Consider the following 24590-nt stretch of genomic DNA (forward strand, 5'->3'; position numbering starts at 1 on the left):
GTTAATCATTCACCTCGTTTAGAATGGTTAAAGCTAGTTTTATCGAATTTAGTTCCCCGTTAGCAACTAAATCTTCTTCATTGACTAAATTATTAACGCCCTCAGCTAAGTCAGCTTCGTATAAGACCACATTATTTAATATAGAAAGAGTTTGCATGTTTTTTAAGCTACCTAGGACATATAAAGCACTGCTTTCCATATCAGCTCCTAAAATACCAAAATGAGACCAGTATTTTTCTGATTCTGCATTGTTTTCCATATAAAAACCATCATGAGAGCGAGTAATACCAAAGTAAGCATTTGGACTAAATGTTTTCGCTAAATTTAATAACTCACTATCTGCCACAGCTGGAAAATCAACTGGAACATATTTTTTAGTCAATCCCTCATCACGTACAACTCCCGTTGGAATAATCAATGATCCTAGAGAAATACCGTGTTGCATTGCACCGCAACTTCCAACGCGAATGATTGTTTTTATACCAATGTTAAATAACTCTTCGATTACAATCGCAGTAGAAGGAGCACCAATCCCTGTCGCAATAACAACTAATGCAGTATTTTTGTACTCGCCTTTAATAGAAAGGTATCCTCTATTGTCACTTAATTTTTCCGCGTTTTTTAAACAATTGGCGATAGTATAGACACGTTTAGGGTCTCCAACAATGATTGCTTTTGTAATATTTTCCATTTTCTCTAATTGAATATGTGCTTGTTTTGTCATTTTTTTCCTTTCTTTTAATTATTTGTATATTATTTTTATTATTAGATAATATAATACACTAAAATAGCGTAAAATGTAATAAGACTTCGATTTAGATTATTATATAAATTATCGAGACAAAATAATTGCACAATTAAAAATGTGGTGTTAATATAAATGTATAGAAACACTTACAAAATGTAAGTTAAAATGAGGAGACGATTATTATGAAAAAATATGGTGTTATTGTAGGTTCAACTAGAAAAAATTCTTACTCAGAGGCAGTTGCTAAAGCGATTGTAAAAGGTTTACCAAATGATGCAGAGGTTACTTTTATCAACATTAGTGATTTACCTTTATACAATCAAGATTTAGATGCAGACTCTCCGAAAGAATACACTCGTTTTAGAGAAGAAGTTGCAAAACAAGATGCCATCGTTTTTGTGACGCCAGAGCATAACAGAAGTATCCCAGCAGCGCTTAAAAATGCGTTGGACGTTGCATCAAGACCATGGGGACAAAATGTATGGGCTGGAAAACCAGCTTTAGTTGCATCACAATCCATTTCAGGGATTTCTGGCGTGTTAGCACACCACGTGTTAAGACAATCACTTGTCTTTTTAGATATGCCAACCATGCAACAACCGGAACTTTATATTGGTCATTCTGATCAGTTATTTGACGAAAATTTAGAGCCAACAAACGAAGGAACAAAAGACTTTTTAGCCAATGCGGGTAAACTATTTAGTGAGTTCGCTGCAAAATTTGATTAATAAATGTCATAAAAACCAACATGGTATAGGAACTGACCCCAAAAGATGAGACAAATATAAAAACACCCCTGTTGAATTCATGTAAAATGAATTTAACGGAGGTGTATTTTTTATGGTTAAAAGGATTGCTTATCCAGTAGAAGTAAAAGAAGAAGCTATAAAAATGAAACTTGAAGGTAAAACAACATCAGAAATTATGAATAAACTCAACATTCGGAATAAAACTCAGGTGAAAACATGGTGGAAATGGTATAGAAATGGAGAATCTTATCGATTCTCTCAAGGTGTGGGAAAACAATATACTTATGGAAAAGGTAATGAACACTTTTCACCTTTAGAAGTTCTAGAAAGAGAAAACAAGTACTTGAAACAGGAAATTGATGTTTTAAAAAAATACAAGGAGTTGGAAAGGATGTGGAAAAAGAAGTATTCATAAATTTAGTTGATTCTTATAAAGGAAAACTATCTATAACATGGTTATGTCACTATTTTGGGATAGCTAGAAGTACTTACTATCGTTGGTCTAAGAAAGAATATGTTGCCGATAATCGAATTAAAATGATTGAGCAGCTGTGTAAAGAAAACAAGTTCACTTATGGTTATCGAAAAATCACTTTTTTACTTCGTAAAAAGATAAAAGTGAATCATAAAGTTGTTCAGCGTATTATGCAAAAATATGGATGGAGTTGTCAGGTGAAAATAAAGAAAGAAAAACGTCCTGGTTCTATTTATTTTAAAACTACTAATGTAATTGATAGAGACTTTAGTTCAAGTAAGCCACTAGAAAAACTAACAACAGACATCACTTATCTTGATTATGGTCCTAAAAGACTCTATCTTTCTAGCATTATGGATTTGTTTAATGGAGAAATACTTTCTTATACAATAAGTGAAAAACAGGACATATCTTGTGTTTTAGACACACTAAATAAATTACCTAAACTTCCAGATAAATGTATACTTCATTCGGATCAAGGTTCTGTGTATACTTCATATGCTTATTATCACGCAACAAAAGAAAAGAGCATTACCAGAAGTATGTCCCGAAAAGGGACTCCTGCAGATAATGCTCCAATAGAATCGTTTCATTCCATCCTAAAGTCTGAAACGTTCTCATTACACCCAGAGCTTGGAAGCTCTACAATTAGTGTAATTGAAACTGTACAAAATTTCATCAACTATTATAATAAAGAAAGAATTCAACAAAAATACGACTACTTATCTCCAGTTGACTATCGGAAAAAAGTAATCGCATAGGTGTTTTTATTACTGTCTCATTTTAGGGGTTCAGTCCCTATATAACTGTGTTGGTTTTTTCTTACTTAAAATGGTATATTTTTTGAGTAAGGGGTGATGTGTTGTTTTCATTGACGAAAATTTTAAAAGAAAAAACATTTTGGATTAGTATATTGTTTATCACATTAGTAGCAATGCTTAATGCTACTATTCCACTTGCAACAAGTTATATTTTAAATGCTAGTTTAGCAGGAGAGACAACGCGTCTTATTAAGTGGTTAATTTTGATTATTGTTAATATTGTGTTGTTAGTACTATTTGAGTCTTTTATCCAATACTACTATAGTGTAAAATTTCAAAACAGCCTGACCTAACTTTAAGAATGGTCTATCAAACACCTTATTTATTTCATGACACATTACATAATAATCTGACAATGTTTGAGAAATTTAACGATACTGACTCATTAAATTATTGGATTAATCAAATGAATTTATCAGTATCTGAAAATAATGATAAAGGATATTCTGGTGGAGAAGTTCAAAAAATTAGTTTGGTGAGAGCGTTACAGAGTCAACCAGATTGTTTGTTGCTTGATGAAGCAACCTCAGCGTTAGATGAACAAAATTATCAATTAGTGGAACACCATTTATTGACTTCGTATGAAGGATTACTGATAGCTGTTTCTCATCGCTTGACGGATGATATAAAAGAATTATATGACATAATTTTATTACTAAAAGATGGAAAATTAATCGAAATAAAAAAATAACTACTGACTCGAAAAATTGATTTTAGAGTCAGTAGTTATTTTTTTATTGTTGACAAGATAAAAAAAGTCTGATAACATTCAAAAACATAAAGCGTAATTATTACGATTTGATTTTATAAAAGTTAGGTAGGGTGTATTTACATGAAGAAAAAATGGTTACTAGGTATGTCAGTCGTGTTATTAGGAGGATTGTTAGCAGCATGTTCGACAGCTTCAAAGGAAGAAAAAAAGTCTGACAAGATAAAAGTTAGTACAACTTTTTATCCGATGTATGAATTTACGAAAGAAGTAGTCGGTGATGCTGGAGAAGTGGAGATGATTGTACCATCAGGTGTTGAAGCGCATGACTTTGAACCATCTGCAAAAGATTTGAAAAAAATTCAAGATAGTGACGTGTTTGTTTATAATAACGAAAACATGGAGACGTGGGTTCCTTCTATCAAATCTGTATTAAAAGAAGGAGATGTTGCAACAATTAAAGCCACTGAAAATATGGTACTGATGCCAGGAAACGAAGAGGAAGACGAGCATCATCACGAACACAATCATGAAACAGAGGAGTCTCATAACCATGGAGAGGAAGGGCATTCACATGAATTAGACCCACATGTTTGGTTGGCTCCTAGTTTAGCTATGAAGGAAGTTGAAGAAATTCGTGATCAATTAATAAAAAAATACCCTCAAAAGGAAAAAACATTTAAAATAAATGCTGATAATTATCTAAAAAAATTATCAACATTAGATCAATCCTATAAAGAAACATTAGCTAATGCTAAACAAAAAAGTTTTGTTACACAACATGCGGCATTTGGTTATTTAGCTTTAGAGTATGGTCTAACTCAAGTTCCTATTTCTGGGTTATCTCCAGATGAAGAGCCTTCTCCAGCAAGATTGGTAGAATTAAACAAGTTTGTTAAAGACAACGATATAAAATATATATACTTTGAATCAAATGCCACTAATGCTATTGCTAAAACATTAGCTAAGGAAACAGGAGTTGAATTGTTAGTATTAAATCCCTTGGAAGGTTTAAGCAAAGAAGAAATAAAAAATGGGGATAACTATTTGTCTGTTATGGAGAAAAATTTGAAAGCTTTAAGCAAAACAACCGGAACAAATACTTCAAAAACATCACAAGCTAAGGAACCTGAAAAAACAGTTCAGACTGGTTATTTTGAAGATAGTCAGATAGAAGACCGTCCTTTATCTAACTGGAAAGGTGAGTGGCAGTCAGTTTACCCATTGTTGAAAGATGGAACGTTGGATCAAGTGTTTGAGTATAAAGCAAAGGCAAAAAAAGATAAGTCAGCAGAAGAGTATAAAAAATATTATGAGACTGGATATAAAACGAATATTAAAGAAATTGATATTACTGATTCAAGCATGACATTTATTGATGATGATGGTAAAAAAATGAGTTCAGATTATAAGTATGTTGGTCGAGAAATTCTAACTTATGAGAAAGGCAATCGTGGAGTGAGATATTGTTTTGAGGCAGTGGATCCTAGCCAGGGAGCTTTTAAATATGTTCAGTTTAGTGACCATGAAATTACTGATACTAAATCAGGACATTTTCATTTGTACTTTGGTAATGATAGCCAAGAATCGTTGTATAAAGAACTTGAAAATTGGCCAACTTATTATCCAAAAGAATTATCAGGTAAAGAAGTAGCTCAAGAGATGATTGCACATTAGAAAGGAAGTTAATAATGAGAACACCGATTATATTAGAATGTTCTGAAACAAAAGAGAGACTGTATTTAACAAGTAAAAACAAGCGTAACACACCCGAACGATTGGAGTTAAGAAAGTATTCTCCAAAATTGAGAAAACATGTCATCTTTAAAGAAACTAAAAAATAGGAGGAATAGTTAATGGCTAAAAAATCAAAAATAGCAAAATATGAGAAGCAAAAAAAATTAGTTGCTGAATATGCAGCACTAAGACAAGAGTTAAAAGCATCAAAGGATTATGAAGCCTTGAGTAAATTACCGAAAGACTCTAACCCAAATCGTTTGAAATTACGAGATGAAATTGATGGTAGACCACGAGCTTATATGCGTAAATTTGGAATGTCTCGTATTAATTTTAGAAATTTAGCTCACAAAGGACTGATACCTGGTGTGAAAAAAGCAAGCTGGTAAATAAAAAGGAGGAAATGTTGTGGCAGTACCAAAAAGAAAAACATCAAAAGCAAAAAAACAGTCAAGACGTACACACAAAAAGTTATCATCAACTGTATCATATGATAGTATCATGGGAATCTATAAAAGAAGTCACTATATCTCTTCAGATGGTTATTACAAAGGAAGAAAAGTACTTGATTAGGAGGAAATGCATATGGAGATCATCTACCCTCCTTTAGTCGAGGATAGTTTGTCGTATTATTTTGGTCAGAAAGGGATTAATGTTGAGGATAAAATTGCTATGTATCAGCACATGGTAGATTCTGAAATCATCACAGAGCAAGGCTTACCCACACAAAAAGCATTAGATTTAGGGTGGGTAAAAGATTTTTATGAAGAAGAGAATTTATCTTTTGATGAATTTTTAGAGTTGTATCCTGTATTTAAATCCTTTGATTCTAATCATTTTAAAATGATTGAAGGATTTTGGGAAATTTCATATTCTTTTAAAGAAACACTAATTAGTTTACTTCAATCAGACACCATGGCATATGATGATAGATTACAATTGACTGAGTACTTATCAGAAAGGTAGGAAGATATGGGGATACCAATCACAATTATTTCTGGCTTTTTAGGTTCAGGAAAAACAACGTTAATAAACCAAGTTATAAAGGGTAGTCAGTTAGCCCCCGAGGAAATTGTTATTATTGAAAATGAATTTGGTGAAACGGGAATTGATCATGAATTATTGATTCATTCGAAAGAAAATATTATCCAAATGAATGGTGGTTGTATTTGTTGCAGTTTACGAGGTGATTTGCTAAATGCTTTAACAGCTGTTCTGGATGTGTTTGTTAAGCAAGGATACCCTATAAAACAAGTCATTATAGAAACCAGTGGCGTATCGGATCCACAACCAATTATTCAAACAATTGTTGCAACACCCCCTCTACAAGCATACTATTATTTGGATAGCGTGATAGGAGTCGTTGATGCGGAAAATATGACCCAAAATTTAACTCACCATGAAGCCATGAAACAACTTGTAATGGCTGATCGCTTATTAATTTCTCAAAAAGGAATAACAAATAAGCAGAGTATAGAGCAAATAAAAGAGCATTTAAGAGACGTCAATCCTCTTGCTGATAGTTATGAGTTTTCATTGATTCACTCATCAGACTCTTTAGCAGAATTAGTGTTAAATAATCAATTATTTAGTCAATCGATTGATGAAGAAACAAGTGAATCTACCCACCATCATCATCACCACCATGAATTTGAATCCATGATATTGGATGCACCATGTAGTGTGAAGGAGTCTTTATTACATAATTGGTTGTCGTGGTTGATGATGAATTATCAAGAATCTATTTTTCGTATGAAAGGATTTATCAATGTGAGTGGCCAAGAATTTCAAACGGAGATTCAAGGTGTGAATCAATTGCTAAATGTTAATTTAACGAATAGATTAACTAAAACACATGAGAATAAATTTGTAATTATTGGCAAAAATATCGATAAAAAAGAAATTACTAAAGCGTTTCAATTAGTCATTGAAAAATCAAAAGAAGGAGTATAAGAGATGGAAAAAACAGATGTTTCAAGTGCATATCGTCGTTTAAGTAGTCCAAACATCAAAACTAAAAAACGTGCACTAAAAATTATTAAAGAAGCAAAAAAAAATAAACGAGTTAGAGTGTCTTGATTATCAAGGCGCTTTTTTAGTTGATAATAATTCTCAATTATTTTATTTTATGATAAACTATAAAAATAGTTCGTTAAATATATTTTTAGGAGGAATTATTATGTATAGTGTAACTAATACTATTCATGTTGAAACACCGTTTGCGGAAAACATGATTAAGGGATTTACATCATCTCATACAAAAGATGCTATGTCAGATATAGATGGTTTTATTAATTTTCAACTGATGGTTCGTGAATTACCTGATGAAAATAATGTCACAGAATTAGTGGTACTTAGTTTATGGGAATCAAAAGAACACCAAAAAGCATGGGTTAAGAGTCAAGCATTTAAAGATGTTCACAAAAAGGATGATCCAAATAAATCAGGACAAAATAGAAGACAAGGCTTTATTAAAAATAGTATCGCTGAATTCGACATATTAGTATAAAATAATTAACCTCTTTTCATAAAAGGGGTTTTTATTTTTGGTAATATCGTAGTATAATTGGCAAATAAAAAAGGAGTGTTTTTATGAAAGATATGAAAAAAATTCAACTCTGGTTAACAATTATTGGAGTAGTGGTATTGTGTTACAATATCTATGAGCTTATTGTTTCAAAATTTTCTTTTAGTCAGAGTGTGACATTAATCATTGAAGCTATTGCTGGAATATGCTTAATTTATTTGCCCAATATTTTAAAGAAACTATTAAAACTTGTCTTCCCAGATGGAATTGTCTTATTTTATTGGTTTTTCTTATTCATTTCAGTTTTCTTAGGAACGTGTCTTCATTTTATGTCGATTATCCCATTTTGGGATAAAGTATTACATTTTATCAGTCCGATGATTTTAACTATTACAGGATATGGGATGATTGCTGCTTTGTTAAAAAAAGTCAAGCTAGCTGAGGTTAGTCCATGGTTATTTCTGGTAATGGGATTTGCCTTTGCTGGAGTGTGTGGCGTTTTTTGGGAGTTCTGGGAATTCTTTTGTGACCAATTCTTTAATATGAATCTCCAACGATACAATGCATCAGGAGGGGTCCCTCTTGTTGGAAGAGCAGCGTTAATGGATACAATGGGTGACTTAATCACTAATACGCTAGGTTCTCTTATGTTGACATTAGTTGCAACGAAAAAAAGCCATCGTAATCCTGAATGGTTTAATCATTTTAAAATTACTCGATTGTAGAGTTGTTCGTAAAAGGTATAAAAGTATAAATATGCCACAAAACGGTCAATTGATAACCGCTTTGTGGCATATTTTTTTTTAGTATTATGGACTATACTAAGTTCATAGGTAAGACACACACCAACTAGTTGCCGCTGATGGGTGTGTGAGACTTGCCAATAATCTATCTTCCTCCTAATTGAAGTATAGAACATGTTAACGCCTACAGTTACTCCCTTTTCTGTAGGTGTTTTTGTGTATAAAAAATTGATTTACATTTAAAACAATAACCCAATAAAAAATAAGACAACTTGTATCACAGCTATCATACCTAAGTTTTTGACTGCTAAAGGAAACGTTTTTGTTTTAACTTGTTCTTTTGAGTAGGTGAGAGTGTTCTTCCAAATTTTAGGGAAAATTAGCCAAATGCCAAGTAATGTGATTGGAACAATCTTTAGTATCACACTAACTGTAGCAAAAACAAATGATAAGATGACTAATAGTTTAAAAAGATTGATAGCATGCTTTTTCCCAATGTAATAAACAAGAGTGTGACGATTATTTAAGATATCCTCTTCTATATCACACGTATTGTTTGCGAGCATTAAGTTTGAAATAGCTAGTGCAGTCGGTAGTGATAGAATAGCTACATTTGCTACAAATTCCCAATTAAATGGTACAATATCAAAAAGGTTTAAATAAACACAGATTAATGGTATAACTATTCCCATAGTAAAACCAGATGTCACTTCACCAACAGGTAAACTCGAGAGTGGTTTAGGTCCTGCTGAATAGAATATGCCAATAGCATAACTAAACATACCAAGCCATAAAATAATCCAGCTTGTTTGTGAAGCTAGATAGATACCTATTAAGGCAGAGACAATGATGAGCCCAATCATGATATTTCTCACAAGAGTTAGTGATAAATTTTCACGACCAATAATATTTGTTTCATCCTTGTAGTCATGGATATCTGTTGCATTATGATAATCCATATAATTATCTAATATATCAACAGCCATATTAAATAATAACATTGAGATAAAAAATAATAGCATATAGAGTGGTTTAATTTGTTGATAATGATACCAAGAGTATAAAAATCCCATAAGAAAAGGGAACACACTCGCAGCTTTTGCTTTAAGCTCGATTAATTCGGCAAATACTTTAAAATTCATTCGTAAACTCCTTCACATTTTATCCACTGTTTATTATACTGTTAGAGTAGATATTTTTCAAAAATGAGTGATTGGAAATTGTTCATTGATTAATTTGTGTACATTATATGAGTTTATTATAGGAGGCCGCTATGACTGTTCACCCACTGTGGGAGACTTATCCTGCAATTCAAAAAGATTTAATTGAAACAAAGCGTGTCATGGAAAAATCGGTAAAAATTAGAAATAAAGAAATTACTGAAACACTGCAATTATTTTTTGGTGCTGGTGGGAAACTATTACGCCCAGCCTATTTTTTATTGTTTTCAAAATTTGGCACAATAGAGTCTGAAAAAAAACGTTATCGTATGGCTGCCTCGCTTGAGATTCTCCATGTTGCAACGCTTATTCATGATGATATTATTGATGATTCACCTATTCGTCGTTCCTTGCCTTCAGTTCAGGCATTGTATGGTAAAGATATTGCTGTCTATACAGGCGATTTTTTATTTACAGTGTATTTTCATTTATTGACTAATGCAACAAATGACTTAAAAATCATTTCTTTAAATGCGCAAAGTATGAAGCGGATTTTAGTGGGTGAGTTGGATCAAATGAATTTGCGTTATAATACGGATATTACGGTTAAACAATATTTTCAGCATATAAAAGGTAAGACAGCCCAGCTATTTGAGTTTTCATGCTATGAAGGCGCACATTATACTCATGCGCCAAAAACAGTTCAGCTACAGGCTAAACGAATTGGTTATAATATCGGGATGGCGTTTCAAATTATGGATGATATTCTTGATTATAAATCCACACAAAAAGACATGCAAAAGCCTGTCTTTGAAGATATGAAAAATGGGTATTACACATTGCCTCTTATATTAGCGATGAATGAGAATAGAGCAGCTTTTTTACCTTATTTAGAAAAGAAAACCGATTTGACTAATCAAGAGATGAAAGAAGTACAAGAGCTCATCGAAGAATATAAAGGTATTGAAAAAGCAGAAGTGATTGCTGAAAGATTTACTAACAAAGCATTAAGCAGTATAAAAAAATTACCAAATATAGCAGAAAAAGAGATTATCTATCATGTCACTGATGTGTTACTTGATCGAAATAATTAAAAAAACAACGTCTAACCTTAGTAGGGGATTTAGACGTTGTTTTTTTACTATGTAAGTTGTAATAAACTTGCTGATAACGGGACAACAATAACAGTTATCACACCAACTAAAATCATTGAAATACTTGCCATTGCTGCTTCTGTTTCCCCTAATTCAATTCCGACTGAAACACCTAAGGCATGTCCAGCTGACCCTAAGGCCAAACCTTTTGCGATAGGGTTATTGATGTGAAAGAATTTTAGAGCCATTTTACCAGTGGCATAGATAATAACTGCATTAAAGATTACTGCAAAAGCAGTTAGAGGAACAATCCCGTTCATTGATTCAGAAATAGGAACAGCAATAGCAGTTGTTGCCGCTTGTGGTAGGAGAGAGACCATCATTTGAGGGTGCATGCCAATAAGTTTTCCCACAGCAACAATACTTGCTACAGAGACAGCAGACCCAATTGTGATAGCAGCAATAATTTCTACCCAATATTTTTTAAGTAAGTCTCTTTTTTTATATAAAGGAATGGCAAAGGCAATGGTTGCAGGTTCTAAAAAGAAACTAATAACTGTGCCACCTTGGTTGTATTGCTCGTAATTGATTCCAGTTACTTTTAAAATGATGACACCTAAAATCATAGCAACAAATAGTGGGGTGAATAAGAAAAATCCTTTTGTTTTTTTAAAAAGAAAGGTTCCAATACCAAAAGCAATAAATGAAATAACGATACCAATATATGGAGTCATTATCTTTGCACCTCCTCTAATTGTTGTTTTTTAATAAAGGCCAATTTTTTCTCTTTAGCACCTGATTTCTCTTTCACACTTAATAGATAAGAAGCACTCCACCCAGTGACTGCAAGAATAATAAATGTTGCAACAAAGATTACCAGTAAAATTGGCACACCATATACTTTTAAAATGTCTAACGAATTATAAAGTGAAATACCAGAAGGAACAAATAGGAAAGAAATAATACCAGTCAAGCTTGTTCCTAAACCTTCAACTTGCTCTAATTTAACAATGTTGGTGCTTAGTGCAACAAATAGAAGAATTAAACCAATAACTGAAGCTGGCATAGGGATGGGTAGAATAAAAGCAATCCCTTTTGAAAGTAACATAATTGCTGCAAAGATAAACGCCTGGTGTAAGAATGAATAAACTTTTTTTTCCATTTGTAAAACCCCTTTTCACTGATTCATTTGATACATTGAGTATAAGTGAAAAGTTGGATGATGTGATAGGTTTGACGTAAAACGCAAAAATGTAAGCGTATAATACAAAAAATCACTCCCGAAATGCATCGCACAAAACAGGAGTGATAGCTAATTATGTTAAACCAATTGTTTCTTTAAAATCTTTGACATATGAGCGACTAACAGGGACTTTTAAACCATTGTCTAATGTAACTTGTAGGGTATTATTAAACCATGGTTGTATTTCCTGGATTTTAGTAGAATTCAATATAAAACTTCGGTGTGTCTTGATGAATCGATCATTTGGTAGTTTTGTTTCGATTTTACTTAGGCTACCGTTTGTTTGGTACGTATCATTTTTGGTGTGGACACTTAATTCCTTATCTTCAACAGAAACGAGATAAATATCTTTGGGGTGGACTAGGAAAATGCGATCTTCTCCTTGAATAGGAATTGTATCCATAGAGTCGCTTGTATGATGTTTCTGAGGTTTTGCGACATCGATAATAGAAATAGCTTTATCTAATGCTTCGTGCACGACAGCCTCATCAAATGGTTTTAGGATATAGTCCATCGCATTAACTTTAAAAGCTTTTAAGGCGTATTCGTCATAGGCAGTTGCAAAAATTAAGTAAGGTGGCTTTTTGAGTTTTTTTAATTTATTTGCTAAATCAAATCCACTTTCATCAGTTAAATGGATATCAAGGAAAATAATATCTGGCTTGTTATCCATGATTTTTTCCATCGCTTCTTCGACAGAATCAGCTTCTGCTGTTGATGTCACACTAGGATGTTGTGACACTAGGTATCCTAATTCATCGCGTGCTAAAGGTTCATCATCAACAAGTAAAACATGTGTCATAGGGAATCATTCCTTTGTATTAAAGTATCTGTGATGTTGTTTCAGTTAGTGGCATTTTAAGTGTAAACATTGCCCCATTATTTTCGTTATTTTCAACATTAAAGGAGGAGTCATCACCAAACAAATTAGTTAGTCTTTTTGCTAAATTTTCTAAGGCGGTTCCTGTTCCTTTTGCTGAATTAACAGCTTCTTGTCCGAGTTGTTTTAATCGCTCATTTGGAATACCTACACCATTGTCGTTTACGGTAATAATTAAAGAGTTGTTTTCTGTATAAATGGACACATGAGCGTGGTTATTTTCTTTTCTAGAGCTAAAGGCATGCTTGATTGTATTTTCAATTAAAATTTGCACAGCATAAGGTGGGACTACATATTGGGTGATATTATCTTCAATATCAAACGTAATATTGTAGCGATTAGGAAATCTTGCTTGTTCAAGAGAAAGGTAGGCATCAACTTGGGCTAATTCTTGTTTAAGTGGAATGAGTGTTTGTCTAGCCCCTTGTAAATTTCCTCTAAAGTATGTACTAAGTTGTAATAAAAGAGTGCGAGCTTGATCACTATTTTTTCTCATTAAGGCAGAGATGGTGTTGATAGCATTAAAGAAAAAATGAGGATTAACTTGTGCTTGCAATGATTTTATTTCAGCTTCTTTTAATAATTTTGACTGCAACTCAGCTTCTCCTAATTCTATTTGAGAAGAAAAAATGGTTCCCAAGCCTTTTGCTAATTGTTCTTCCACATGAGTTAATTGACTTGCGTCAGTAAAGTACATTTTTAAAGTACCAACAATTTTTTTATGTACAAATAGTGGGATAACAATAGCGGCTTCTAAAGGACAATTGGGATTTGAACAACCAATGTGTTCTTTATGGTGCACAATGGATAATTTTCCATTTTTTAGGACATCACGAGATAACTCGGTAATGACTTCTAATTCGGGAATGTGGTGGTCACTTCCTGCACCGTAGTGAGCTAATATTTGGTGGCTATCAGTTAAGCTAATAGCACTTACTTTAGTATAATGCTGAATAATTTCAGCCACTTCTTGAGCAGAGTGTTCTGTTAGACCCTCTCTAAAATACGGGAGGGTCGCTGCAGCAAGTTCCAATACATCGTGTGTTTGGACAGCTTTTGCTTGTTCTTCCTGTTGTAATGTAGTCGTTAAAATAGATAAGAAAATAAATGTTCCTGTACTATTTAATATAATCATAGGAAAAGCGATAAAACTTACTAGATCCATTCCTTGTTGAATACTACCACCACCACTAAATAGCATAATGAATAGCATTTGGACAATCTCCATTAACGCTCCAATCATGGCTGCTTGTGTAGGGGAGGGAAACTTTCCTTTTTTTGAGATTTTCAACCCTAACCAACCTGATAGAATACCAACAACAATCGATGAGGGGACATAAAATAAACTATAGGTGCTTCCTTGAATAAAACGATGAGTCCCAGCGATAACGCCTACCATTCCGCCGACAAATGGTCCAGCGACAATTCCGGAGACGCCAATTGCTAATGTTCTTGTATTAGCAATTGATACATTGTCATGCAGATTAGTTAGGATGCTGCTTTGCACAATTTGATTATCTTTAATCTCGATACCAGTAAAATTTGAGATAATAGCAAATAAACTAAAAATAATAGCTAGTTGCAATTTTGATTGATACTTATCTCGACTTAATAATAATTTTTTGAAGTAGGGAACGTTCACTAATAAAAAAGCAAGTAAGATGATTAGACCTACTCGCTCCATCATTAGAATAAATAATTCAACCAACAATATCACCACCTTTTGATATAAGCATAGTGTAGCACAGAAAAGTTTATTAAATGATATAAAAAAACTGTATTGATAGTATTTCTATCAACACAGTTAGGTTTATTTAACCATACCCCATTTACTTGGTGGCCAAAAAGCAATTTTCGATTTTCCAATAATATTTTCTTTAGGAATAAATCCTACTTCTGGGAATCGACTATCTTTTGAATTTTGACGGTTATCACCCATGACAAAATAGCTGTTTTCAGGGACAGTTTTCTCTCCAGTTAAAGACTCTAAAGAGAAGTCAGGGGTTAGTAAATCATCAGGATTGGTTTGTTTTAGCTCAGCTTTTTTTTCAGCTAAATAAGGCTCATCCATTTTTTTACCGTTAATATAAAGCACGTCATCTTTGTATTCTACTGTGTCTCCAGGCATTCCGATGACACGTTTGACATAATTTTTAGATGGGTCATCAGGTGCAACTAATGAAACAATATCAAATCGCTTGGTATCTCCCATTTTTAAAGCAATGTTTCTTTCTCCATCGACAAGAGTAGGCATCATAGATTCTCCACTCACAGTGACTGGAGTAAATACAAATACTCGTAACAATACTAATGCAATGATTAAGACGACATACCAAATTAAGTCTTTAATCCATGTTGGTTTTGTCATAATAAACCTCCTATAATCTAATTATCATTTCACTGAAATAATAACTTCTGGAGATTATTATACGATATATTAACAAGAATGTCATTTATTTAATGTATAGTAATAGACAATTTCTTTCAATAAAATTAAGCTATTTTTGGAAATATGTTTAGTATAGTAATTAGTAAAACGTTTATCAGATAAATACATATCTACCATTTGTCTATGATATTCTTCTGAATAAAAAGGACTAGCAATGGATAGCCACTTTTTGTGAGATAAAAATGCATCTTTGGCTAATGAATGACTAGCATCAGTGATTTGTTTATCTTCTAGTTCGTTAAGTAGAGAAAATAAGTTTTGTTCAGTAGATTGCCAGTCATTATATGTTTCTTTTGATAGATTCATCCAGTTAGAGTCATATTTTTTTAACGTTTCTTCATCATATGTTTGACGAAGTTCCTCTCCATATGTTTTTCTATTTTCTTCTATTTTTTGTTGCTTAAATGCTACAAATTTTTCTTCATTTGTCATAAGAATCTCTCCTTTGTGGTATTGAATAGTTTGTTCGAGTGAAAAAATAAGAGAATCTAACTGTTCTTTTTGTTGTAAAAGTTGTTCAAAGTGAGACGACAAAGACTTAATAACTTGCGTCGAATTAGTAGATAGGAGTGTTTTGATTTCTTCTAAGGGTAGGTTAAACTGTTTATAAAATAAAATTTGTTGCAATAAATCAAGCTGCTCTTCACTATAAAATCGGTAACCATTATCTTTCACTCGTGTTGGTTTTAATAAGTTGATGCTGTCATAATAGCGAAGTGTTCGTGTGGTGACACCTGAAAGTTTAGCAAGCTCAGTAATTGAATACATTTAAATCCTCCTTCCAACAAATTTAGTATAAGTCTTGACGTAACGTTAAAGTCAACAAATGAAATACTATCTTTTCATATCTTTTTATCGTAGAATAAGTTATATCATATTCAGTGAGGTGAAAAAATGGTTGATTTGTGGCAACGTATGAAGTCGAATGATAGTGTTCGTCGAACGATAGTTTTATTAATTATCTTTTTATGCTTGTATTTAATACGAAATATTATTAGTTTAATTTTATTAACCTTTATTTTAACATACCTAATCATTAGAGGAGTGGAAGGAATACACCACTTAACTAAACTTCCAAAAAAACTAATTGCGATAGCGATGTATCTACTGATTATTGTGTTTTTATATTTTTCGGTTACCGTATATGTTCCAAAATTGTTTAACCAAACAATTCAAATGATAGAAGAAGTTTTTAATTTTTACCAAAAAGCAGATACGAATAATAAACTATATGAATGGATTTCTCAAAATGTTGGTTTTAATGAGATTAAGCAACAATTAACAACTGGGGCTAAAGTTATTTTTACTACGATTACAAGTATTGGCTCGATGGGGATTACGTTCGTCATGTCATTGATTTTAAGTTTCTTTTTCATCATAGAAAAAGATTGGGTGACAGAATTTGGTCAAGCCTTTTTTAAAAGTAAAATAGGATTGTTTAGCAAAGATGTCGCTTATTTAGGCAAAAAATTTGTGAATACATTTGGTGTTGTGATAGAAGCCCAATTTATTATTGCTATTGTGAATACGATATTAACTATTATTGGGTTAATTTTTATGAATTTTCCACAGGATCAACTGCTAAGCTTAGCTTTAATGATTTTTATTTTAAGTTTAATTCCTGTTGCAGGGGTAATTATTTCATGTATTCCGTTGTCTTTGATTGGCTACACGGTTGGTGGCATTCAAGACGTTATATACGTCTTAATTATGATTGCTATTATCCACGCGGTTGAATCTTATTTATTAAACCCAAAATTAATGAGCAGTAAAACAGACTTACCTATTTTTTATGTGTTTGTTATCTTGATGTTTTCAGAAAAATTCTTTGGTGTTTGGGGATTAGTTATTGGAATACCAGCCTTTGTCTTTTTCCTTGATTTACTTGATGTTAAAGTTGATCATAAAAAGTCCCCTGTTATTCCACAAATTAATTCACAAAAATAAACGCGTTGTTCTCTTAAAATTGAGAACAACGCGTTTTTCCATTTAAAAGACATCTGGATTTTTATAATTTCGTAATTTAATTGCAGTCACAAGTTCTGAAACACCAGATAGAGCTAATACGATACCGAAGAATTTGAAAAGCATGATTAGACTACTAAAAGGCTTAAACAGTATAAAAATACCAGCTAAAAGCAAAAGGACGCCATAAATTAACATGGGAACATAACTAATATTGACGTACTGTTTTAAGTTCATTGCTCGTGAGATTTTTGATACACCACCAATAATCACTAAAATACCTAAAAAGATAGGAAGAATGCTAGCTATAGGACGGGCAAATAGCCAAATAATTAACGCAACAATAAAATAAAAAATACTTGTAGAGAGTTGACCATTTTGTTTAGTTCGTAAGGTAGAAAATAAATTAAGTAATCCTAACACAACGTTGTATCCAACAATTAAATAAACGGCCATATTGAATAACTTATTAGGTTGTAGAAAAATTAAAAAACCAATAATCAGATAGAGGATTCCTCTAGCAAAAGCATGATGTTGAATTGAACGAAATATTGAAGACATATAATCACTCCTTGTTAAGATAGTTTCATTATCATTATACGGGTCTCTTTAAAAAATAACCAATAAAAAGATAAAATACGCTACTTCGTTTAATTATCTGAACAGAAGTAGCGCATTTTTTTACATTGAACCTTTAAATACATGTTTATTTTTAACGAAATAGTCCACGCCAGAGTATATCGTTGCAGCTAAACAAATGTATAAAAATATTTGATCAAGTGGTAAATTTATGGCATTGAATGGTACATTGCCAATTAATAAAAGAATAATAGCAACCATTTGAGTAGCAGTTTTCACTTTGCCAGGCCATGCAGCTGCCATCACTTCGCCATCTTCAACCAGTAACAAACGTAAGCCTGTTACTGCAAGTTCACGACAAACAATAATAGAGACAACCCAAGACGGAGCCATCCCTTGACCTACTAGAACAATAAATGCAGTCATGACTAACATTTTATCTGCTAAAGGATCTGCAAACTTACCAAAATTGGTAACTAAATTGTGTTTTCTTGCAATTTTTCCATCTAGCCAATCCGTAATACTAGCGATTGCGAAAATAATTGCTGCTATAAGTTGCGTGATGAGTAGGGGAGAGCCCGCAATTGTTATTGTCCCCCAGTTTAGCGGTGCTAAAGCGACAATCATAAACAATGGAATCATACATATTCTTATTACTGTCAGCTTATTAGGTAAATTCATTTATAAACAACCTTTCTTTTAACTATTCGTTTTTATTTACTCTATTTGTTTATTCATTAAAATTTATAGTGATAATTTTTTTACCAGTTGTCGGGTTAGCTTTGTTAAAGTCTAGAGTTTTATCGTTTACTTTGACTGATAGGTTATTAGACGCTCCAATAATAATGTCAATTCCTTTTGATTCTTCAGGAACCATTGAGCTGATTTGTTCACCTGGTTGTAAAGTATATTGATAATAAATAGCGTTCGTGCCACTTTGTTGTAAGCCAATCCAGACAGGCCCTTCAAGTGCAGTAAAGTCTAATTTGACAGGTGTTGATACATCTGATCCTTCATAAGTGACAGAGTCTGTTGTATCAGCAGTAATTTTAAATTTGTTTTCATTAGAATCTTTTTTTGTAGAAGATTCTTTTGTTTTTTCAGTTGATTCAGATGTACTTGTTTCTTGGCTATCTAAAGTTGATGAATTGTTTGAGTCACTACTTCCTATAACAATGGCTTTTTCTGGTTTAGGAACTAAAGGCCCACTAGCGATATCAAGTCTCATAGCATAAATGATTGTCCCAATAATTGCTATAACAACTAAAGAAAGTAAGATAACAGGTACATAAGATTTTAAGGTTGCTTGTTTTTTTGTTTCTTTTTTGTATTTATCTTTACGAGAACCTCTTACTGGAGTTGCAGAAGGTAGTTGTTCATAATTTTCATCGGGTTTTCCTTCAAATCGGCGAATTAACGGACGTGAATTCAAACCGACAGCTTCAGCATATTGCCTAATAAAGGTTCTAGTATAATAATCACTAGGCATGGCATCGAAATCATTTGCTTCAATAGCAGATAGATAGCGACGTTGAATTTTTGTGATTTTTTGTAAATCTTCTATAGTTAACCCTTTTTTAAGTCGGGCATTTTTTAGTTGTTCACCGATTGTATCCACGTGAGCGTGCACCTTTCTTTCTAAATTTTATTAAATCATCCAGCCTCCAGATATTGGAATGGTCGCTCCTGTTATGTAAGTAGCATCATCGCTTAGTAAATAAGAGACAAGAGAGCTAACTTCTTTTGGCATAGCTAGACGATTCATAGGAATGTCAGCCATTAAGTCTTTTTTTTCCTCTATTGTCCAAGACGAATTCATTTGAGTATCAATCGCGCCTGGAGCAATCGCATTGACGGATAGATTCATTGAAGCGACTTCTTTAGCATAAGCTTTAACAAAGGAAAGTTGAGCCCCTTTAACTGTACTATACATAACTTCCATAGAGCTGCCAATCAGTCCATAGACTGAACTAATAAAAACAATATGACTTGTTTCCTGTTTAGTTAGCTTACTCTGACATAACTGACAAATTCGAATGGGTTGATGGACATGAGTATGCCATAATAACTGCAAATCGTTTTCACTTGTTTCAATTAATAATTTGTAAGTTGTTTGCCCATGAGCAAAAACAATGGCATTGAGCTCAAACAGTGAATTCACTAGATTTGTTGTACTGTTTGACTGACTTAAGTCCGCTTGGATAGCAAAAAAATCCTGTTTGGGATAATCTATCATCAATTCATTAATCATTGTATGAATTTTTTTTTCATTACTAAAATAATGACAGTAAACAGAAAATCCTTTTTTTGCTAGGTCTCTAACACAAGCTTCACCAATATCCCCGCTAGCACCTGTTACTAAAACGTATGGCATATCATCATTTACCTTTCTTCTGGATAAATGAAGAAACGACTCAGTGCTTCAGGTCTAATGAACGCCTGTTGTACAGCTTTTATGTCACTTAATTCAATACTATTAATAACAGTTACCAAATCAAATAACGTAGTATCTCCAAATTTCATCCCACTAAACTGGTTTGCAATGTATTCAAGCGAGTCTAATGATTTTAAGTGTTTTCCAATCATCTTTTTCTTCGCTAAACTTAAATTTTCTTTAGTTAATTCTGAGCTGTTATCTGATTTTAAAAGATAATTGATGATTTGATTTGCGAAACGTTCAGGTTCATCTGTGTCTGAACTGAAATCAGCAAAATGAAAACTACGGTCAAATGAAAATTCAAATGAGAAACTATCATCAATTAAGCCACTATTATACATAGCTAAATAATTTTTTGAACTCATACCAAAAAGTAATTGCAATAATAATTGAATTGTTGTTTGATATTTCAAACGCTCGAATCCATCTTCTGGAGGTGTGTCCAATCCTTTTAGCCCAACAATTGCTTTTGGTCGGTTAACAGAAAGTGTGATACTATCTTCTTTTACGATATCGTCAGCTGTTTCTTTTGGAAAATGTCGTTTGATGTCAGTTGCTTTATCAAATGTTTTAGCCGCTTGATTATCCTTAATAAATGCCATCATTTCATCAGGATTCATTTTTCCAACAATGAATAGATTCATGTTACTTGGATGATAAAAAGTGTTATAGCATAAATACAAATCATCTGCCGTAATTGGTTCAATACTCTCCACAGTCCCAGCTATATCAATGTGTAATGGGTGTTTTGGATACATGTTATTTAGGATACCAAAGAATAATCTCCAGTTAGGCTCATCTTGATACATTTGAATCTCTTGACCAATAATTCCTTTTTCTTTTTGCACGGACTCTTCAGTAAAGTAAGGGGTCTGAACAAAATCAATTAATGTTTCAACATTTTGCATGACATTATCTGTACTAGAAAACAGATAACTTGTACGAGTAAAACTGGTAAAGGCATTTGAGGAAGCACCTTGGCGACCAAATTTTTGAAAGACATCTTCGTCTTCTTTTTCAAATAATTTATGCTCTAGAAAATGCGCAATTCCATCAGGAACAGTCACCAATTCTTTTTGACCGATAGGAACAAATTCACTATCAATAGAGCCATAATTTGTTGTGAATAGGCCATATGTCTTGTGGAAGTCTTCTTTTGGTAATAACATGACTTCTAAACCATTTGGTAACACTTCAGTATAGAGCGTTTCGTTAATTGAAGGATAGTATTTTTTTTCCATGTTATTTTCCTCCTTCCATGAAATAAACTGCTTGTAAATTGACATCTGTTGCGACATTTTGGACGTCTTCTCTTGTGACAGCATTCATTTTTCTTATCCATTCTTCTTGTGACAACTCTGCATAAGGAACATTAGAGAACAGGTAGTGTTGTTCAATGACAGAACGTTGATTATCCGAAGATAATAAGTACTGATTAATCAACATTTTTTTTGTTTGTTCTAATAATTCGTCTGGAAATTCACCAGCTGTCATTTCTTTTAATTGTTCATTAACTAAACGTAAAACACGTTCTCTGTTTGAGCTATCTATACCAGTTTGCACGGTTAAAAAACCTCTGAAAGGGTCAATTGAACTACTAGCGTAATAGGCTAAACTATGCTTTTCACGTACATTTAAAAACAACTTAGAGTGTGGAAAACCACCAAATAATCCATTAAATACCATCAATGGAAAATACATATCATCGTGATAATAAACATCACAGTGATAGCCAATGTTAAGTTTTGATTGCATGACAGGTAATACTTCACTTTTTTGTTGGATAATATTTTTAAATGGTTGTTTGTAGAATAGAGTGGCATCAATTTCTTCGCGATCAGTAAATCCAAAATCTTTAAAACAACGTTCAACATAGCCTTCTTCAACATCACCACTAACAATAATATCGATTTTGTCCTGTGTAATCATTTGTTGGTAATATGTTGCAATTGATTCAGGGGTTTCTGATTTAATTTGGTCAATATCACCAAAGCTAGGTGTTTTTTGATTATTACTATCTGAGAAAAATAAATTTTGTAATGACATTGCAGCATAAGTTTGCTTATCATCAAAGATAGATTCAATATCAATCACTAGATTTTCTTTTTCTCGTTCAAAAGTTTCTTTATCAAATGCATTATTTTTTATATTAGGATTAAAAATAATTTCTTTTAAAAATGCAACAGAATCTTCTAAAATAGAAACGCCATTTGGTGCCATATTATCATTAATAACATTTAAACCAATACTTAGATAATGTTGGTTACCAGTGCGATTAACATTTACGTAAAAACCAGCACCATATAAGTCCGCCAATTTTTTACTTAGTGCCACTTGGTCTGGATAGTTTAAACTGTTTGTTTCAAGTAAGCTTGCCAGTAGTGAACGTTTACTACTAATGCTAGCATCCAATTGTGTTGCAAAACGAACAAGAATACGAGCTGTTTTATATTTTTTCGTTGGAATTATATGTAAATTTACTTGGTTATTTAATTTAATAGTCATAAAAAAACTCCTTTATTATCATCACTGTAATAGAAAATAATTATGACGATACATTCTCTAGGTTACCAAAAAAGAGGCTGGTAAGATAGGAAAACACACTACATTTCATTTTTTTTGATTAAAACTTAACAAAATTGTAATGCTATCTAAAATGATACATCATTACAATATATTATCATATATTACAACAGTGTTACATGTCAATTTATAATAAATGATTTTATGAAAAAAATTTGCTATAATATGAAAATGATTGGGGGAGTATAAATGATAAAGGAATTTAAGGAATTTATCGCACGTGGTAGTGTGATAGATATGGCAGTAGGTATTATTATTGGTGGTGCATTTACAAGTGTGGTGAATGCCATGGTTGATGGTATGATTACACCGATTATAGGATTAATTATTAGTTTTCTTTTTCCTGGAAAAGCAACTGTAGAAGATGCGACTAAAGGGATGACCTTTATGGTGAATGGTGTTACATTTGACTATGGTAAATTAATTTCAGCTATTATTACTTTTTTAATTACCGCATTTGTTTTATTTATTATTGTTAAATCTGTTAATAAGGCAGAAACGCTAATGAAAAAAGAATCAGAAGATGATAGTGAAGAAGAGCCAACCGAAACAACTGAAGATGTATTAAAAGACATTCGTCAATTATTATCAGAGCAAACTAAGTCTGACGTATCTTCTGTAACAAAAGAGGAAACACAAACAGACAAAAAATAAAACCGCGAGGAGAAATTCCTCACGGCTTTTTATTTACTTTTTTTTTCAAATAATGGACTGACAGGTTTGTTCTCATGGATTCGTTTAATCGCATCTCCCATAAGTTCGCCAACGCTAACTGTTTCAATCTTATCAGATTTCTTTTCATCAGGCAGAAGAATAGAATCAGTAATGATTAATCTTTCAATAGCTGAATTGTTAATTCGATCAATAGCAGGTCCTGATAATACTGGGTGAGTACAGCAAGCAACCACTTCTGTTGCTCCTTTTTCTTTTAGGGCTTCTGCTGCAAGGGTAATTGTACCAGCAGTATCAATCATGTCATCAATAATTACACACTTTTTACCTTTTACTTCGCCGATAATATTCATTACTTCTGCAACGTTTGCTTTAGGACGACGTTTGTCGATAATAGCGATAGGAGATTTTAAATTCTCAGCTAATTTACGAGCACGAGTTACACCACCATGGTCTGGTGAAACAACAACAACATCATCACCTTCATAGCCATGGTCAATAAAATAATCAGCCAATAAAGGGGCAGCCATTAAATGATCCACTGGAATATCGAAAAATCCTTGAATTTGAGCAGCATGTAAGTCAAGTGTTAATAAACGAGTAGCTCCTGCTGTTTCTAACATATCTGCCACAAGTTTTGACGTAATTGGCTCACGAGAACGTGCTTTTCTATCTTGTCTAGCATAGCCATAATAAGGCATAACAATGTTAATAGTCTGTGCACTGGCACGTTTAAGCGCATCAATCATAATAAGTAATTCCATTAAATGGTCATTAACTGGATTACTTGTTGATTGGATTAAGTAGACGTGACTACCACGAATACTTTGTTCGATATTGATTTGAATTTCACCATCACTAAATTTTCTAACTTCTGACTTACCAAGCTCGACACCAACAGCATCCGCAATTTTTTGAGCTAATGGTTTATTAGAATTTAACGAAAAGATTTTTAACTTTGGATCAAAGTAATGATTAGACATGAGAACCTCCACTTTCTTGTTTTAACTGAGTATACA

The 24590-nt window shown here is 32.6% G+C and carries 31 protein-coding genes; 16 read left to right on the forward strand and 15 right to left on the reverse strand.

All coding sequences use genetic code 11. The features are described 5' to 3' along the window. Position 1: 1 nt before the first annotated feature. Positions 2–724 (reverse strand): nucleoside phosphorylase, encoded by a 723-nt coding sequence (locus tag JNUCC83_RS00005; protein WP_454460224.1) that lies wholly within the window; start codon positions 722–724, stop codon positions 2–4. Between the two features lie 206 nt (positions 725–930). Between JNUCC83_RS00005 and JNUCC83_RS00010 the strand changes: the two genes are divergently transcribed. From JNUCC83_RS00010 to JNUCC83_RS00070, 13 genes are all read left to right on the forward strand, one after another. Next, positions 931–1476 (forward strand): NADPH-dependent FMN reductase, encoded by a 546-nt coding sequence (locus JNUCC83_RS00010; protein ID WP_454460225.1) that lies wholly within the window; start codon positions 931–933, stop codon positions 1474–1476. Positions 1477–1588: 112 nt separating this feature from the next. After that, positions 1589–2733, forward strand: a protein-coding gene (locus JNUCC83_RS00015; RefSeq protein ID WP_454459279.1) for an IS3 family transposase whose coding sequence is annotated in 2 segments (ribosomal slippage) — positions 1589–1871 and positions 1871–2733 — 1146 coding nt in all. Because the reading frame shifts where the segments join, the coding sequence is not laid out codon by codon here. A 101-nt stretch (positions 2734–2834) separates the two neighbouring features. Further along, positions 2835–3086 (forward strand): hypothetical protein, encoded by a 252-nt coding sequence (locus JNUCC83_RS00020; protein ID WP_454460226.1) that lies wholly within the window; start codon positions 2835–2837, stop codon positions 3084–3086. Between the two features lie 8 nt (positions 3087–3094). Then, positions 3095–3484 (forward strand): ATP-binding cassette domain-containing protein, encoded by a 390-nt coding sequence (locus JNUCC83_RS00025; protein WP_454460227.1) that lies wholly within the window; start codon positions 3095–3097, stop codon positions 3482–3484. Between the two features lie 141 nt (positions 3485–3625). After that, on the forward strand, positions 3626–5179 hold the full coding sequence (locus tag JNUCC83_RS00030) for a metal ABC transporter solute-binding protein, Zn/Mn family (RefSeq protein WP_454460228.1): 1554 nt from the start codon (positions 3626–3628) through the stop codon (positions 5177–5179). A 14-nt stretch (positions 5180–5193) separates the two neighbouring features. Continuing rightward, on the forward strand, positions 5194–5346 hold the full coding sequence (gene rpmG, locus JNUCC83_RS00035; RefSeq protein ID WP_454460229.1) for a 50S ribosomal protein L33: 153 nt from the start codon (positions 5194–5196) through the stop codon (positions 5344–5346). Positions 5347–5358: 12 nt separating this feature from the next. Next, on the forward strand, positions 5359–5628 hold the full coding sequence (gene rpsN / locus JNUCC83_RS00040) for a 30S ribosomal protein S14 (protein WP_454460230.1): 270 nt from the start codon (positions 5359–5361) through the stop codon (positions 5626–5628). Between the two features lie 19 nt (positions 5629–5647). Then, positions 5648–5812, forward strand: coding sequence for a 50S ribosomal protein L32 (gene rpmF, locus JNUCC83_RS00045; RefSeq protein WP_454460231.1), 165 nt, complete (start codon positions 5648–5650; stop codon positions 5810–5812). Positions 5813–5824: 12 nt separating this feature from the next. Then, on the forward strand, positions 5825–6205 hold the full coding sequence (locus JNUCC83_RS00050; protein ID WP_454460232.1) for a hypothetical protein: 381 nt from the start codon (positions 5825–5827) through the stop codon (positions 6203–6205). A 6-nt stretch (positions 6206–6211) separates the two neighbouring features. Next, the gene (locus JNUCC83_RS00055; protein ID WP_454460233.1) at positions 6212–7192 is read left to right on the forward strand and encodes a CobW family GTP-binding protein; all 981 of its coding nucleotides are present in this window, start codon (positions 6212–6214) and stop codon (positions 7190–7192) included. A 3-nt stretch (positions 7193–7195) separates the two neighbouring features. Next, complete coding sequence (locus tag JNUCC83_RS00060) at positions 7196–7318, forward strand: putative metal homeostasis protein (protein WP_454460234.1); 123 nt, start codon at positions 7196–7198, stop codon at positions 7316–7318. A gap of 100 nt (positions 7319–7418) precedes the next feature. Next, positions 7419–7748: an antibiotic biosynthesis monooxygenase gene (locus tag JNUCC83_RS00065; RefSeq protein ID WP_454460235.1), complete on the forward strand. Its 330-nt coding sequence runs from the start codon at positions 7419–7421 to the stop codon at positions 7746–7748. A gap of 83 nt (positions 7749–7831) precedes the next feature. Continuing rightward, positions 7832–8491, forward strand: a complete 660-nt coding sequence (locus JNUCC83_RS00070) for a DUF2238 domain-containing protein (protein WP_454460236.1) — start codon at positions 7832–7834, stop codon at positions 8489–8491. Between the two features lie 257 nt (positions 8492–8748). On the opposite strand, the gene JNUCC83_RS00075 is transcribed toward JNUCC83_RS00070, so the two are convergent. Next, the gene (locus JNUCC83_RS00075; protein WP_454460237.1) at positions 8749–9651 is read right to left on the reverse strand and encodes a prenyltransferase; all 903 of its coding nucleotides are present in this window, start codon (positions 9649–9651) and stop codon (positions 8749–8751) included. Between the two features lie 131 nt (positions 9652–9782). On the opposite strand from JNUCC83_RS00075, the gene JNUCC83_RS00080 reads away from it, so the two are divergent. Beyond that, the gene (locus JNUCC83_RS00080; RefSeq protein ID WP_454460238.1) at positions 9783–10763 is read left to right on the forward strand and encodes a polyprenyl synthetase family protein; all 981 of its coding nucleotides are present in this window, start codon (positions 9783–9785) and stop codon (positions 10761–10763) included. A gap of 47 nt (positions 10764–10810) precedes the next feature. Here the strand turns inward: JNUCC83_RS00080 and lrgB are convergent, their stop codons facing one another. The 6 genes from lrgB to JNUCC83_RS00110 form a co-directional block, all read right to left on the reverse strand. Beyond that, positions 10811–11497, reverse strand: coding sequence for an antiholin-like protein LrgB (gene lrgB, locus JNUCC83_RS00085; protein WP_454460239.1), 687 nt, complete (start codon positions 11495–11497; stop codon positions 10811–10813). Further along, a complete protein-coding gene (gene lrgA, locus JNUCC83_RS00090; protein ID WP_454460240.1) occupies positions 11497–11925 on the reverse strand; it encodes an antiholin-like murein hydrolase modulator LrgA in 429 nt (142 codons plus the stop codon). The genes lrgB and lrgA overlap by 1 nt, the downstream gene beginning before the upstream one ends. Positions 11926–12079: 154 nt before the next feature. Then, positions 12080–12808 carry a LytR/AlgR family response regulator transcription factor gene (locus JNUCC83_RS00095; RefSeq protein WP_454460241.1) on the reverse strand — a complete coding sequence of 243 codons (729 nt, stop codon included), beginning with the start codon at positions 12806–12808 and terminating at the stop codon, positions 12080–12082. 19 nt (positions 12809–12827) lie between these two features. Further along, on the reverse strand, positions 12828–14594 hold the full coding sequence (locus tag JNUCC83_RS00100) for a LytS/YhcK type 5TM receptor domain-containing protein (protein WP_454460242.1): 1767 nt from the start codon (positions 14592–14594) through the stop codon (positions 12828–12830). A 102-nt stretch (positions 14595–14696) separates the two neighbouring features. Next, positions 14697–15254: a signal peptidase I gene (gene lepB / locus JNUCC83_RS00105; RefSeq protein ID WP_454460243.1), complete on the reverse strand. Its 558-nt coding sequence runs from the start codon at positions 15252–15254 to the stop codon at positions 14697–14699. Between the two features lie 81 nt (positions 15255–15335). Beyond that, complete coding sequence (locus JNUCC83_RS00110) at positions 15336–16103, reverse strand: MerR family transcriptional regulator (RefSeq protein WP_454460244.1); 768 nt, start codon at positions 16101–16103, stop codon at positions 15336–15338. A 126-nt stretch (positions 16104–16229) separates the two neighbouring features. Between JNUCC83_RS00110 and JNUCC83_RS00115 the strand changes: the two genes are divergently transcribed. Beyond that, positions 16230–17282, forward strand: a complete 1053-nt coding sequence (locus JNUCC83_RS00115) for an AI-2E family transporter (RefSeq protein WP_454460245.1) — start codon at positions 16230–16232, stop codon at positions 17280–17282. A 42-nt stretch (positions 17283–17324) separates the two neighbouring features. On the opposite strand, the gene JNUCC83_RS00120 is transcribed toward JNUCC83_RS00115, so the two are convergent. The 6 genes from JNUCC83_RS00120 to yfmF all read right to left on the reverse strand — a co-directional run bounded on the left by JNUCC83_RS00120 (position 17325) and on the right by yfmF (position 22821). After that, a complete protein-coding gene (locus tag JNUCC83_RS00120; RefSeq protein ID WP_454460246.1) occupies positions 17325–17861 on the reverse strand; it encodes an HdeD family acid-resistance protein in 537 nt (178 codons plus the stop codon). A gap of 120 nt (positions 17862–17981) precedes the next feature. Further along, complete coding sequence (gene pgsA / locus JNUCC83_RS00125; protein ID WP_454460247.1) at positions 17982–18560, reverse strand: CDP-diacylglycerol--glycerol-3-phosphate 3-phosphatidyltransferase; 579 nt, start codon at positions 18558–18560, stop codon at positions 17982–17984. Between the two features lie 49 nt (positions 18561–18609). Continuing rightward, positions 18610–19497: a helix-turn-helix domain-containing protein gene (locus JNUCC83_RS00130; protein ID WP_454460248.1), complete on the reverse strand. Its 888-nt coding sequence runs from the start codon at positions 19495–19497 to the stop codon at positions 18610–18612. A gap of 30 nt (positions 19498–19527) precedes the next feature. Further along, a complete protein-coding gene (gene ymfI / locus JNUCC83_RS00135) occupies positions 19528–20253 on the reverse strand; it encodes an elongation factor P 5-aminopentanone reductase (protein WP_454460249.1) in 726 nt (241 codons plus the stop codon). 8 nt (positions 20254–20261) lie between these two features. Further along, positions 20262–21557, reverse strand: coding sequence for an EF-P 5-aminopentanol modification-associated protein YfmH (gene yfmH, locus JNUCC83_RS00140; RefSeq protein ID WP_454460250.1), 1296 nt, complete (start codon positions 21555–21557; stop codon positions 20262–20264). A gap of 1 nt (position 21558) precedes the next feature. Next, a complete protein-coding gene (gene yfmF, locus JNUCC83_RS00145; RefSeq protein ID WP_454460251.1) occupies positions 21559–22821 on the reverse strand; it encodes an EF-P 5-aminopentanol modification-associated protein YfmF in 1263 nt (420 codons plus the stop codon). A gap of 267 nt (positions 22822–23088) precedes the next feature. On the opposite strand from yfmF, the gene mscL reads away from it, so the two are divergent. Then, entirely contained in the window at positions 23089–23553 is a 465-nt protein-coding gene (gene mscL, locus JNUCC83_RS00150; protein ID WP_454460252.1) for a large conductance mechanosensitive channel protein MscL, read from the forward strand. A gap of 29 nt (positions 23554–23582) precedes the next feature. Here the strand turns inward: mscL and JNUCC83_RS00155 are convergent, their stop codons facing one another. Beyond that, positions 23583–24554: a ribose-phosphate diphosphokinase gene (locus JNUCC83_RS00155; RefSeq protein ID WP_454460253.1), complete on the reverse strand. Its 972-nt coding sequence runs from the start codon at positions 24552–24554 to the stop codon at positions 23583–23585. Between the last annotated feature and the right edge of the window lie 36 nt (positions 24555–24590).

Source organism: Vagococcus sp. JNUCC 83, from assembly GCF_053667615.1.

Excerpts from the sequence above, each read along its gene's own strand:
- JNUCC83_RS00050 (WP_454460232.1), top strand. The coding sequence starts at position 5,825 with ATGGAGATCATCTACCCTCCTTTAGTCGAGGATAGTTTGTCGTATTAT.
- pgsA (WP_454460247.1), bottom strand. The coding sequence starts at position 18,560 with ATGAATTTACCTAATAAGCTGACAGTAATAAGAATATGTATGATTCCA.
- JNUCC83_RS00120 (WP_454460246.1), bottom strand. The coding sequence starts at position 17,861 with ATGTCTTCAATATTTCGTTCAATTCAACATCATGCTTTTGCTAGAGGA.
- JNUCC83_RS00010 (WP_454460225.1), top strand. The coding sequence starts at position 931 with ATGAAAAAATATGGTGTTATTGTAGGTTCAACTAGAAAAAATTCTTAC.
- JNUCC83_RS00095 (WP_454460241.1), bottom strand. The coding sequence starts at position 12,808 with ATGACACATGTTTTACTTGTTGATGATGAACCTTTAGCACGCGATGAA.
- JNUCC83_RS00115 (WP_454460245.1), top strand. The coding sequence starts at position 16,230 with ATGGTTGATTTGTGGCAACGTATGAAGTCGAATGATAGTGTTCGTCGA.
- rpmG (WP_454460229.1), top strand. The coding sequence starts at position 5,194 with ATGAGAACACCGATTATATTAGAATGTTCTGAAACAAAAGAGAGACTG.
- JNUCC83_RS00110 (WP_454460244.1), bottom strand. The coding sequence starts at position 16,103 with ATGTATTCAATTACTGAGCTTGCTAAACTTTCAGGTGTCACCACACGA.
- rpsN (WP_454460230.1), top strand. The coding sequence starts at position 5,359 with ATGGCTAAAAAATCAAAAATAGCAAAATATGAGAAGCAAAAAAAATTA.
- lepB (WP_454460243.1), bottom strand. The coding sequence starts at position 15,254 with ATGACAAAACCAACATGGATTAAAGACTTAATTTGGTATGTCGTCTTA.
- JNUCC83_RS00065 (WP_454460235.1), top strand. The coding sequence starts at position 7,419 with ATGTATAGTGTAACTAATACTATTCATGTTGAAACACCGTTTGCGGAA.
- lrgB (WP_454460239.1), bottom strand. The coding sequence starts at position 11,497 with ATGACTCCATATATTGGTATCGTTATTTCATTTATTGCTTTTGGTATT.
- JNUCC83_RS00055 (WP_454460233.1), top strand. The coding sequence starts at position 6,212 with ATGGGGATACCAATCACAATTATTTCTGGCTTTTTAGGTTCAGGAAAA.
- JNUCC83_RS00060 (WP_454460234.1), top strand. The coding sequence starts at position 7,196 with ATGGAAAAAACAGATGTTTCAAGTGCATATCGTCGTTTAAGTAGTCCA.
- ymfI (WP_454460249.1), bottom strand. The coding sequence starts at position 20,253 with ATGCCATACGTTTTAGTAACAGGTGCTAGCGGGGATATTGGTGAAGCT.
- JNUCC83_RS00025 (WP_454460227.1), top strand. The coding sequence starts at position 3,095 with ATGGTCTATCAAACACCTTATTTATTTCATGACACATTACATAATAAT.
- JNUCC83_RS00030 (WP_454460228.1), top strand. The coding sequence starts at position 3,626 with ATGAAGAAAAAATGGTTACTAGGTATGTCAGTCGTGTTATTAGGAGGA.
- JNUCC83_RS00070 (WP_454460236.1), top strand. The coding sequence starts at position 7,832 with ATGAAAGATATGAAAAAAATTCAACTCTGGTTAACAATTATTGGAGTA.
- yfmH (WP_454460250.1), bottom strand. The coding sequence starts at position 21,557 with ATGGAAAAAAAATACTATCCTTCAATTAACGAAACGCTCTATACTGAA.
- JNUCC83_RS00005 (WP_454460224.1), bottom strand. The coding sequence starts at position 724 with ATGACAAAACAAGCACATATTCAATTAGAGAAAATGGAAAATATTACA.
- JNUCC83_RS00075 (WP_454460237.1), bottom strand. The coding sequence starts at position 9,651 with ATGAATTTTAAAGTATTTGCCGAATTAATCGAGCTTAAAGCAAAAGCT.
- yfmF (WP_454460251.1), bottom strand. The coding sequence starts at position 22,821 with ATGACTATTAAATTAAATAACCAAGTAAATTTACATATAATTCCAACG.
- JNUCC83_RS00155 (WP_454460253.1), bottom strand. The coding sequence starts at position 24,554 with ATGTCTAATCATTACTTTGATCCAAAGTTAAAAATCTTTTCGTTAAAT.
- JNUCC83_RS00080 (WP_454460238.1), top strand. The coding sequence starts at position 9,783 with ATGACTGTTCACCCACTGTGGGAGACTTATCCTGCAATTCAAAAAGAT.
- mscL (WP_454460252.1), top strand. The coding sequence starts at position 23,089 with ATGATAAAGGAATTTAAGGAATTTATCGCACGTGGTAGTGTGATAGAT.
- lrgA (WP_454460240.1), bottom strand. The coding sequence starts at position 11,925 with ATGGAAAAAAAAGTTTATTCATTCTTACACCAGGCGTTTATCTTTGCA.